Here is a 10,916-nt window from a genome sequence, read left to right as displayed (position 1 = left end):
CTCCTTCGGTCCTCAGTCGGCCACCGGGGCGGCGACGGGAGCGGTGGCCGAGACCTCGGAACGGTGTTCGGCGAGCACCCCGGTCCGGTGCCGCTGGACGAACCAGTAGTAGGCGAAACCCCCGCCCGCGATGACGGCGACGAACAGCACCGCACCCCAGCGCAGGTACCAGTGGTAGGGAGCCGAGGCGTTGTATACCGCGTCCCGCGGCCAGATCAGGTTGACGGTCATGGCCGCGCCCCACAGGACCGCCAGGATGTTGACCGGCAGGCCCCAGCGGCCCAGCGAGAACCGGCCCTCGCCCGCGGGCTGCCACTTCCCGCGGATCCGCGCGACCAGCAGCGGCACCGTGACCCCCAGGTAGGCGAGGTAGATCATGATGATGCCGATGCTGGTGACGACGGTGAAGATCTGCGGCTGGCGGATGTTGACCACCAGGATCGCCAGCGCCAGGATCCCGATGATCACGGTCGGCAGCACCGGCGTCTGGAACCGCGGGTGGCACCTGGCCAGCTTCGAGGACGCCGGCAGGTTGTTGTCGCGGGCCATCGCGAAAGCCAGCCGGACCGCCGCCGTGTGGACCGCCAGGGCGCACACCGTCACCGCGATGAGCACGCACCACAGCATCGCCTTGCCGGCCGTCGGGCCGAGTACGTCCAGCACGATGTACTGCAGGCCGTCCGTGGACAGCTTGTCGCCCTTCAGGCTGGACACGCTCATCAACGCGAGCAGCAGGACGAGGCCGCCGAGCACGAAGGACGCGACGATCGCCCGGATGATCGCGCGCGGTGCGTTGCGGGTCGGGTCCAGGGACTCCTCACCGAGTGAGGCGGCCGTGTCGAAGCCGTACATGACGTACGCCGAGGCCAGCGACGCCACCAGGAAGGCGCCCAGGTAGCCGTTGCCGTAGCCCGCGCCGGTGCCGTGCGTCTCCATGACGACCTGCGGACCGCGCGTGATGTGGACGGCGAACAGGATGATCAGAACGACGGTGGCGATCAACTCGATGAACACGCCCGCCGTGTTGATCCGTGCCATCAACTTGACGCCGAAGGCGTTCACGAGGGTCGTGAACAGGATCAACACCGCGGCCAGGATGACCGCGTTGGTCGCCACGTCGTACGTACCGGTGCCGTCCCCCACGAACTGGAAGAACGACGAGATCTGCGGCAGCGTCAGCTGGTAGGCCAGCGCGACGGCCGATATGGACACGATGGAGGCGATCAGCATCATCCAGCCGGCGAGCCAGCCCAGATGCGGATTGCCTATCTTCTTCGACCAGTTGTAGACGGAGCCCGCCACGGGATAGCGGGCGGCGAGCTCCGCGAAGCAGAGGGCGACCATGAACTGGCCGACGAAGACCATCGGCCACGACCACCAGTAGGCCGGGCCGCCGCTGCCGTAGCCGAAGTAGAACAGCTGGAAGGTGCCGGTCAGGATCGAGATGTAGCTGATCCCCGCGGCGAAGGTGTGGAAGTTGCCGAGGGTGCGCTTGAGCTCGGGTCTGTAGCCGAACTCGGTGAGTTCGGCGTCGTCCCGGCCGTGTGGGCCGGTCGGCTCCGCGGTCGTTTTCATGGGCGGTTCCTCAAGGGGTGTCTCAGGGACGGTCCGATCAGTCGAACCAACCCTGGGGGCTGGAGCGGGTGTTGCGCCAGATGTGTTTCGTCTCGCGATACTCGGCGAGCCCCGCGGGCCCGAGTTCGCGTCCGAAGCCGGACTGCTTGAAACCGCCCCATTCCGCCCGGGGGACATAGGGGTGGTAGTCGTTGATCCAGACCGTGCCGAGCCGCAGCCTGGCCGCGCCGATCGCCTCCACCGGGTCCTTGCCGCCCGCCTCGTCCACCGCCCCGACCGGGGAGCCGTCGGCCGGGCAGCGGATCTCCCGGGTGCGTCCGTCGACCGCGCCCCGCCACTCACCGTCAATGAACAGGTCCGGCATGCGCGCCCCCCAGCCGCTCGACGAGCCATTCGTGGAAGATCCGGATGTGGTGCTCGTTGGGGACCAGCACCCCGCCCTTGCGGTACGCCCGGGAGGCCATCGCCGGCTGCGTCCGTTCACAGGCCGCGAAATCCTGGAGGTTGACCCGGTGGAAGAGCTCCACGGACTTCGACACGTCCGCCCCCGACGACACCACCTCCGGCGCGTACAGCCAGTCGCACTCGACGACCGTGCGGTCCTCGGCGAGCGGGAACATGCGGTGCAGGATGACGTGATCCGGGACGAGGTTGACGAAGACGGTCGGCTTGACCGTGATGGCGTAGTAGCGGCGGTCCTGGTCGGCGCTCACCTCGGGCAGCCTGCCGAAACCCTCGCTGCCGTCGACCGTGAAGCCCTTGACGTCGTCGCCGAACTCCGCGCCGTGGCCCACGTAGTACTGGGCGGCGTACCCGTCCGCGAACTCCGGGAGCACCTCGGTCAGTTCGGGGTGGATCGTGGCGCAGTGGTAGCACTCCATGAAGTTCTCGACGATCAGTTTCCAGTTCGCCTTCACGTCATAGGTGATGCGTTTGCCGAGCGCGAGGTTCTCCGTGCCGTAATGATCGATCGCGGCGACGTCGCCCAGCCGCTCGACGGCCGCGCGCACGACCGTCTCCTCGAAGGAAGGCGGTTCGTCGGCCAGGCACACCCAGACATAGCCCAGCCACTCGCGCAGGGCGACATTGATCAACCCGTACGCGACACGGTCGACGTCCGGCATCTTGATCAGGTTGGGTGCGGCGATCAACTTGCCGTCGAGGTCGTACGTCCACGCGTGGTACGGGCACTGGAGCGTGCGGCGGATCTCACCCGACTCCTCCGTGCACAGACGCGCCCCGCGGTGCCGGCACACATTGAGGAAGGCGCGCAGGTCGCCCCTGCGGGTCCGGGTGATGATGACGTTCTCGCGGCCGACCTGCACGGTGCGGAAGGCGCCCGGGCGGTCGAGGTCGGCGCTGCGGACGGCGCAGAACCACATCGACTCGAAGACGCGTTCCTGCTCCTGCCGGAAGAGGTCCGGGTCGGTGTAGTAGCGCCCGGGGAGGGTGGCGATCAGGCTCGGCGGGATCGGGGTGGTCGTCACGTGGGTGCTCCTCAGAGAGGCCAGGGCAGGCCTAGCGGCGGATGCGCGTCATCTTCGGGTCGAACAGCGGCTCGTCGGCGACGGTCGCCGGGACCTTCTCGCCGACGTACTCGATGTGCACGCCCGTGCCGGAGGGAAGTCCGGCGGGCAGCCAGGCATACGCGACGCAGCGGCCGAGCGTGTAGCCGTACGACGCGCTGGTGACGTAGCCGGCCGGGGTGCCGTCGACGTAGACCGGCTCCTTGCCCAGGACGACGGCGGCGGGGTCGTCGAGCAGCAGGGGTGTGAGGCGACGGGCGGGTTCACCCGCCCGGGCCAGCGCCGCCTTGCCGACGAAGTCGTCCCGGTCCATGCGGACCGCGAAGCCGACACCGGCCTCGAACGGGTCGTGCTCGTCGGTCATGTCGACGCCCCACGCGCGGTACCCCTTCTCCAGACGCAGGGAGTTGAACGCCGAGCGGCCCGCCGCGATCACCCCGAGCTCCCGGCCGGCGTCCCACAGCGTGTCCCAGAGCCGGAGCCCCAGGTCGGCGGTGGTGTACAGCTCCCAGCCGAGCTCGCCGACGTAGCTGAGCCGCATGGCCGTCACCGGGACGTGCCCGATGTACGTCTCCTTGGCCCTGAAGTAGCCGAACGCCTCGTGGGAGAAGTCGTCCTGGGTGAGCGGCTGGACGAGGTCGCGGGCGAGCGGCCCCCAGACGCCGACACAGCAGGTCCCGGAGGTGATGTCCCGGACGTGGACGCCGGCGGGTGCGTGCCGCAGCAGCCGGTCGAGGTCGGCGGGGGAGTTGGCGCCGACCTGGAAGCGGTCGGCGGCGAGGCGGGCCACGGTGAGGTCGGAGCGGATGCCGCCCGACTCGTCGAGGAGGAGGGTGTAGGTGACAGCGCCGGGCTTCTTGCGGAGGTTGTTGCTGGTCATGCGGTCGAGGAAGTCGAGGGAGCCGGGCCCGGTGACCTCCAGACGGCGCAGGGGCGTCATGTCGTAGAGGGCGACGCCCTCGCGGGTTGCCTTCGCCTCGGCAGCCGCGATGGGGGACCAGTGCCGGGCCGACCAGGCGTCCCGCTCGGGCAGCGGCCCGAGGGCGTCCACGAGCGGGGCGTTCGCCTCGTACCAGTGCGGGCGCTCCCAGCCGCCGCCCTCCAGGAAGTACGCGCCGAGTTGCTGCTGGCGGGCGTGAAAGGGGCTGACGCGCAGCGGCCGCGGGCGCTCCATCGGCTGCAGCGGGTGGATGACGTCGTACACCTCGACGAACTGCTGCGCACCGCGTTCGAGGACGTACGACGGTGAGCGCTGCGCCTCCTCGAACCGTGTGAGGTCGCACTCGTGCAGGTCGATCGACGGCCGCCCTTCCACCATCCACTCGGCGACCGCCTTGGCGACACCGGCGGAGTGTGTGACCCAGACGGCCTCGGCGAGCCAGAACCCGCGCAGTCGCCGGGACTCGCCGAGGACCGGCATGCCGTCCGGGGTGAAGGAGAAGACCCCGTTGAAACCGGCCTCGATCTCGGCCTCGCGCAGGGCGGGCATGAGGTGCCGGCAGTCGGCCCAGCTGGGGGCCCAGTCCTCCTCCGTGAAGGGGTACGAGGACGGCATGTCCATGTTCCGGGCGCGGGCCTCGTCGTACGGCAGGACGGCGAAGGGGTCGACGGGCAGGGGACGGTGGGCGTAGGAGCCGATCCCGAGGCGGTCGGTGTGCTCCCGGAAGTACAGGTCGCGGTCCTGGAAGCGGAGGATCGGCTTCGAGGCTTCCGCGGTGGCGCCCCTCAGCTCGGGGAGCGGCCCGGTCCTGGCGTACTGGTGGGCGAGCGGCTGCAGAGGCACGTCGACTCCGGCCATGCGGCCGATGACCGGTCCCCAGAACCCGGCCGCCGAGACGACGTGATCGGCCGGGAAGGTGCCCCGGTCGGTGACGACGGCGGTGACCCGGCCGCCCTCCTGCTCGATGCCGGTGACCGTGTGCCGGTCCAGGAAACGGGCGCCCCGCGCGGTGGCCCGGGCGATCTGCGCGCGGCAGGCGAGCAGCGCCCGGGCGAGGCCGTCGTCCGGGGTGTGGAAGCCGCCGAGGACCACCGACTCGTCGATCAGCGGCCACAGTTCCTTGCAGCGGGCGGCGCTGACGATCTCGCCGCGCACGCCCCAGGAGGCGGCGTAGCCGGCCCTGCGGTGCAGCTCGGCGAGGCGGTCGGGGGTGGTGGCCAGCTCCAGGCCGCCGACCTGGTGGAAGCAGGGGACACCGTCGACGTCGAGCGAGCCGAACTTCTCGACGGTGTACCGGGCGAGGGCGGTGAGGGTCTTGGACGGGTTGGTCTGGAAGACGAGGCCGGGGGCGTGCGAGGTGGAGCCACCGGGGGCGGCCAGGGGCCCCTGCTCGAGGACGGTGACGTCGGTCCAGCCGCGAGCGGTCAGTTCGTCGGCGAGGGAGCAGCCGACGATTCCGGCGCCGATGACGACCACGCGGGGGTTTTCGGGTGTGCTGGACATGCCCCTCCTTGCCGGGACGGTTGGACGCGCTGGGGGAGTGGGGCGTCGGGGCTTCTCAGTGACGACGGTCCTGGGGGGGGTGGGGCTTTCAGTGACGACGGTCCTGGGGGGGGTTGGGGCTTTCAGTGACGACGGTCCTGAGGGCAGGTGAAGGCCCTGGGCGCGGGGCGGGTGCTCAGAGCACGACCACCGAGCGCAGCACCTCACCCCGGTGCATCTTCGCGAACGCCGCCTCCACCTGGTCCAGGGCGATGGTCTCGCTGACGAACGCATTCAGGTCCAGCAACCCGTACAGGTACTGGTCGATCAGGAACGGGAAGTCCCTGCTCGGCAGACAGTCGCCGTACCAGGACGACTTGATCGCGCCACCCCGCGAGAACACGTCGATCAGCGGCAGTTCGACCTTCATCTCGGGAGAGGGCACACCGACCTGGACCAGCAGACCGGCGTGGTCGCGCATGTAGAAGGCCTGCCGGAAGGTCTCCGGGCGGCCCACCGCGTCGATCGCGATGTCGACACCGAAACCGCCGGTGAGCTCCCGGACCGCCTCGATGGGGTCCGTGCCCCGCGAGTTGACGGTGTGCGTGGCACCGAACTTCTCGGCCTGGTCGAGTTTCCTGTCGTCGATGTCCACGGCGATGACCTTCATGGCGCCGTTGAGGCAGGCGCCGGCGATCGCCGCGTTGCCCACGCCGCCACAGCCGATCACGGCGACCGAGTCGCCCCGGCCGACGTTGCCGGTGTTGACCGCCGCGCCGTATCCGGCCATCACGCCGCAGCCGATGAGCCCGGCCGCCTCCGGGCGGGCAGCCGGGTCGACCTTCACCGCCTGGCCCGCCGCGACCAGCGTCTTCTCGGCGAACGCGCCGATACCGAGCGCGTTGGTGAGCGGCGTGCCGTCCGGAAGGGTCATGGGCTGGGCCGCGTTGCGGGAGTCGAAGCAGTACCAGGGACGGCCGCGGCGACAGGAGCGGCAACCGCCGCAGGGGGCACGCCAGGCCAGCACCACGTAATCACCGGGTTCGAGGCCGGTGACCCCCTGGCCCACCGCCTCGATCGTGCCCGCCGCCTCATGGCCCAGCAGGAACGGGAAGTCGTCGTTGATCGCGCCCTCGCGGTAGTGCAGATCCGTGTGGCAGACCCCGCACGCCTGCACATCGACGAGAACCTCCCCGGGCCCGGGATCGGGAACCGTGATCGTCCGTACTTCGACGGGTGCGCCCTTCTCGACAGCGACTACGGCACGGACCTCGTGTGGCACGACGGGCTCCTCTGCTGTTGCGCAGTGCACGATGGGTTGCGCGATGGGGAACATAGTGGGAACGCCATCGAGGAGCCGTCAAGAGGTACGGCCCATGGTTCGGGTCAACCCTTGGACAAGGCGGACGGGCCCGGCGAAATCCGCCGGACACACAACAGCGCGGGACCAGGGATTTCACCTGTTCCCGCGCTGTGCCCCGGCGCCTGCGGCCACCGGGCGGGGCTACATCAGAAGCCGTATCCCATACGGCGGGACAACTCGATCGCGGCCGCCTCCGTGCGCTTGGCCACCTCGGGCAGCCGCTCCTCGGTCAGCCGGTACACCGGTCCTGAGACGCTGAGCGACGCGATGACCTTGCCGTCGTGCGCCCGCACCGGCGACGCCGCTGCCGCCAGCCCGATCTCCAGCTCCTCCGTCGTGATCGCGTACCCCTGCTGCACCACCGTGTCCAACTCGCCGCGCAGCATGGACGCGACGGTGGCGGTGCGCTCCGTGAAACGGTGCAGCGGGCGCGCCAGCAGACCCTCGCGCAGGGTCGGCGGCAGATGCGCGAGCAGCACCTTTCCGCTCGCCGTGGCATGCAGCGGAGTGCGCCGGCCCAGCCAGTTCTGCGCGGTGACGGACGCGGTGCCGCGGGCCTGCATGATGTTGACCGCCGCGTCGTCGTCCAGCACCGCGATGTTGACCGTCTCGCCCAGCTCGTCGGCGAGTTCCCGGCACACTGGGACGCCTTCCTGCGAGACATCCAGTCGCACTGCCGCCGCCCCCGCGAGGCGCAGTACGCCGGCGCCCAGGTAGTACTTGCCGCGGTCCTTCGCCTGGGCCACCAGGCCGCGGTTCTCCAGGACGCCGAGCAGCCGGAACGCCGTGGACTTGTGCACGTCCAGCTCGTCGGCGATCTCGGTCACCCCCGCCTCGCCGTGCCGGGCGAGGATCTCCAGCACGCTGACCGCTCGGTCCACCGACTGGACGGCACTGGCCGCGCCTCTGCCGCTCCGGTTGGCTCCGCTCCCGGTGTGTTTCTCCTCCTGGCCGGACTGCTTCTGCGTGCGGGTCATGGCTGAACTCTCTCCCCTGTCGGCCCGGTTTGGGCCGCATCTGCGGGAACCCCTTGACGCGACGGTCGTCCCGCCCGGATTCTGTTGCGTATAGCGCTTGCTCATGCGTGATGTGAAACATCATGTTACCGAAGCGTCCGGATCCCGGTAGGGGACGAGCCCCCGGCCGGGAGCCCCGACCTCAGGGTGGGGCCGGATGACGTGCATCAACACCTTCCCGTGCCCGGACCGGCCCCGGCCCCGGCACTCCCAGGAACTGCCTACAGTCTGGCCGAACTGGTCCGGACCATGCGTCCCGGACCGAGAGGGGGGCCCGTGATTCCCGTCTGCCGCCTCGAAGACCTCCCCAAGGGTGAGTCCTTCCGCGTCGAGACGACCCCGCCCGTCGCGGTGTTCCACACCGACGACGGCGATCTCTACGCCGTCGACGACACCTGCACCCACCAGGACGCCTCCCTCTCCGAGGGCTGGCTGGAGGGCTGCCTCGTCGAATGCCCGCTGCACGCGGCCTCGTTCGACCTGCGTACCGGCGCCCCGACCTGCCTCCCCGCCCGCCGCCCCGTCCGCACCCACCGCGTCACCGTGGACGACGGTGTCATCCATCTGCACCTCGCGGCGGAGGAGGGGACAGCCGCGTGACAACGCAGCACACGGGCCCGCCCGGCCATGGCCCAAGCAAGCAGCGCTCGGGCACTCCCGGTACTCGCAGGCGGACGCGGCGCACGGGCGCCCCCGGCACTCGCACAAGCACGCAGTGCACGGGCATCCCCAGCATTCGCGCCACGACGGGTGCGCAAGGCGGCGATGCCGACGCAGCGAGGAGGCGTTCCGCATGCGAACCGTGACCGTCGTCGGCGCCTCGCTCTCCGGCCTCCACGCCGCCCGGGAACTGCGCGCCCAGGGCTACGACGGACGTCTCGTGATCGTCGGCGACGAACCTCACTCCCCGTACGACCGGCCACCTCTCTCCAAGGACTTCCTCACCGGCCGGACCGACGAGACCCACCTCGCGCTCACCGACGCCGAGGAGACCGCGGAACTCGGCGCCGAATGGGTCCTCGGCGTCCGCGCTCGTGCCCTGGACGCCCGGGGCCGGACCGTGCTGCTGAACGACGGCCGCACCGTCTCCACCGACGGTGTCGTCATCGCCACCGGCGCATCGGCCCGCCGCCTGCCCGGGGACACCCTGGCCGGGGTGCACAGCCTGCGCACCCTCGACGACGCCCGGGCCCTGCGCGAGGAACTCACCCGGGGCCCGCGCCGCGTCGTCGTCATCGGCGGCGGCTTCATCGGCGCCGAGACCGCGTCGTCGTGCTCCTCTCTCGGTCACTCCGTCACCGTCGTCGAAGCCGCCCCGCTCCCGCTCGTGCCCCAACTGGGCGCGCAGATGGCCGCCGTGTGCGCCGCATTGCACCGCCGCGCCGGTGTGGAGCTCGTGACCGGAGTAGGCGTGGCCGGACTGCGAGGCACCGCCGCAGTCACCGGAGTGGACCTCACCGACGGCCGCAGCCTCCCCGCCGACGTCGTGATCGTCGGCATCGGAGCCGTGCCCAACACCGCCTGGCTCGTCGGCTCACCCCTGGCTCTGAGGGACGGCGTCCTGTGCGACGACGGCTGCGTGACGGCCTTGCCCCAGGTCGTCGCCGTCGGAGACGTGGCCCGCGTCGGTGGCCACCGCGCCGAGCACTGGACGTCCGCCACCCAGCAGCCGAGAGCCGCCGTGACCAACCTGCTCGCCGGACGTACCGCCGAGGCCGCCGTCACGGTGCCCTACTTCTGGTCCGACCAGTACGGCGCCCGCATCCAGTTCGCCGGCCGGCACCGGGACGGTGACACCGTCCGCATCACCGAGGGCGAACTCTCGGACGGCGCACCGGCCGAGGGCGGATTCCTGGCCCGCTACGAACGGGACGGCCTCACGACGGCCGTCCTCGCCGTGGACCGGCCACGTCCTTTCATGCGGGCGAGGCGTCAACTCGCGCCGAACGCGGTGGAGGGGCAGACGCAGTCGCTCCCACGGTGAGAAGGCGCGGGCCCGGTGGCCGGTCTCGGCTCCCATCGCCTCGCCCCAAGACCTGCCACCTTGCCTCACACGCGGGACAACTGCCCGGCTGGGTCTCGGGCCTGGTCGCCACGCCTCATCAGCTGCCACCCTGTCTCACGAGTGGGACAACTGCCCGGCGCCACCCCGCCGGCGTATCCGCTCCTGCGCCCGCTCGGCGGCGCGCTCCTGCCGCCGGGTCCGCCGCCGCTCGCGCCGCAGGACCCGCGCCGTGCTGCTCGGCACCGACACCACCCCATTGCGCTGGTTCCAGACCTGACGGGTGACCCACACGTCGAGCACTCCCCAGGTGGCCGCGATCGTGCTGACCACACTGCTGATCACCATGGGGAAGGCCAGCCAGGACCCCGCCAACGTGCACAGGAAGGCCACCATGGCCTGGAGCAGCGTCACGGCTATGAGGAGGACCGCTCGCACGGCCGCCGTCCGCACCGGATCAGGCAACCGGCGCCGCCGCGCGGGCTCTTCGACCCACAGGGGCCGGTAGCGCTGCCGCTCCCGAGCACTTCGACCCGCCTCACGGGTCAGAACCCTCGCGCCCTGTCCGCGGGACTCCGCCACGCCCTCGGAGCTGTCGCGATCGGTTGCATCGGCATACTGATGCCCCGTCAGTCGCGCCCCACCCGCCCTGGACGCTCCGCGCCGTTCCGCCGTGCCCATCACCGTGTCACTCCCCACCGCCAGCAGACCGCTCGCTCGCATCCGAAGACCCGTGCTCCCCAGTGGCTGCCCGGCTTGCGCTGTTTTACGCCGCCCAGGTGCGGGACGCGGCTCCTGTGGCCGATTCCGCCCCCGTCTCCCATGGAGTAGGACGAACGACCGCTCATGAAGATTCCCGGAAACCGAAAAATTTCAGCCAACCGCCCACGGATTGCTCGGAGGTTGACCCGCACCGCCACCACCGGTTTCGGGGAGACAACTCCCGCAATGCCCGGACAACTCGCCATGCCTCGTGGCTGGCGTGGAAGTTCAGCTTCCGGACCGGCCTTCG

General features: G+C 70.6%; 8 protein-coding genes and 1 pseudogene. 2 read left to right on the top strand and 7 right to left on the bottom strand.

The window, feature by feature from the left end:
• Positions 1–12: 12 nt before the first annotated feature.
• The 6 genes and pseudogenes from AB0B29_RS17235 to AB0B29_RS17210 form a co-directional block, all read right to left on the bottom strand.
• Positions 13–1,575 carry an APC family permease gene (locus tag AB0B29_RS17235; RefSeq protein WP_362240061.1) on the bottom strand — a complete coding sequence of 521 codons (1,563 nt, stop codon included), beginning with the start codon at positions 1,573–1,575 and terminating at the stop codon, positions 13–15.
• 37 nt (positions 1,576–1,612) lie between these two features.
• Positions 1,613–1,801 (bottom strand): annotated as a pseudogene (locus tag AB0B29_RS17230) (aldehyde dehydrogenase family protein); the annotation flags it as partial.
• A 118-nt stretch (positions 1,802–1,919) separates the two neighbouring features.
• Positions 1,920–3,062, bottom strand: a complete 1,143-nt coding sequence (locus AB0B29_RS17225; RefSeq protein ID WP_362240059.1) for an aromatic ring-hydroxylating oxygenase subunit alpha — start codon at positions 3,060–3,062, stop codon at positions 1,920–1,922.
• A gap of 31 nt (positions 3,063–3,093) precedes the next feature.
• Complete coding sequence (locus AB0B29_RS17220; RefSeq protein WP_362240056.1) at positions 3,094–5,544, bottom strand: GcvT family protein; 2,451 nt, start codon at positions 5,542–5,544, stop codon at positions 3,094–3,096.
• Between the two features lie 175 nt (positions 5,545–5,719).
• Positions 5,720–6,805: an S-(hydroxymethyl)mycothiol dehydrogenase gene (locus tag AB0B29_RS17215; protein WP_362240053.1), complete on the bottom strand. Its 1,086-nt coding sequence runs from the start codon at positions 6,803–6,805 to the stop codon at positions 5,720–5,722.
• Between the two features lie 227 nt (positions 6,806–7,032).
• Entirely contained in the window at positions 7,033–7,863 is an 831-nt protein-coding gene (locus AB0B29_RS17210) for an IclR family transcriptional regulator (RefSeq protein WP_362240051.1), read from the bottom strand.
• Between the two features lie 315 nt (positions 7,864–8,178).
• On the opposite strand from AB0B29_RS17210, the gene AB0B29_RS17205 reads away from it, so the two are divergent.
• Both AB0B29_RS17205 and AB0B29_RS17200 read left to right on the top strand, forming a co-directional pair.
• Positions 8,179–8,502 carry a bifunctional 3-phenylpropionate/cinnamic acid dioxygenase ferredoxin subunit gene (locus tag AB0B29_RS17205; protein WP_362240048.1) on the top strand — a complete coding sequence of 108 codons (324 nt, stop codon included), beginning with the start codon at positions 8,179–8,181 and terminating at the stop codon, positions 8,500–8,502.
• A gap of 193 nt (positions 8,503–8,695) precedes the next feature.
• Complete coding sequence (locus AB0B29_RS17200; RefSeq protein ID WP_362240045.1) at positions 8,696–9,886, top strand: NAD(P)/FAD-dependent oxidoreductase; 1,191 nt, start codon at positions 8,696–8,698, stop codon at positions 9,884–9,886.
• A gap of 135 nt (positions 9,887–10,021) precedes the next feature.
• On the opposite strand, the gene AB0B29_RS17195 is transcribed toward AB0B29_RS17200, so the two are convergent.
• Complete coding sequence (locus AB0B29_RS17195; RefSeq protein WP_436845862.1) at positions 10,022–10,585, bottom strand: hypothetical protein; 564 nt, start codon at positions 10,583–10,585, stop codon at positions 10,022–10,024.
• Positions 10,586–10,916: the final 331 nt, after the last annotated feature.

It is taken from the genome of Streptomyces tibetensis (genome assembly GCF_040647715.1).
GTDB classification, from domain to species: Bacteria; Actinomycetota; Actinomycetes; order Streptomycetales; family Streptomycetaceae; genus Streptomyces; species Streptomyces tibetensis_A.
This window is presented reverse-complemented; position numbering and strand designations above follow the sequence as displayed.

Excerpts from the sequence above, each read along its gene's own strand:
- AB0B29_RS17210 (WP_362240051.1), bottom strand. The coding sequence starts at position 7,863 with ATGACCCGCACGCAGAAGCAGTCCGGCCAGGAGGAGAAACACACCGGG.
- AB0B29_RS17235 (WP_362240061.1), bottom strand. The coding sequence starts at position 1,575 with ATGAAAACGACCGCGGAGCCGACCGGCCCACACGGCCGGGACGACGCC.
- AB0B29_RS17195 (WP_436845862.1), bottom strand. The coding sequence starts at position 10,585 with ATGGGCACGGCGGAACGGCGCGGAGCGTCCAGGGCGGGTGGGGCGCGA.
- AB0B29_RS17200 (WP_362240045.1), top strand. The coding sequence starts at position 8,696 with ATGCGAACCGTGACCGTCGTCGGCGCCTCGCTCTCCGGCCTCCACGCC.
- AB0B29_RS17220 (WP_362240056.1), bottom strand. The coding sequence starts at position 5,544 with ATGTCCAGCACACCCGAAAACCCCCGCGTGGTCGTCATCGGCGCCGGA.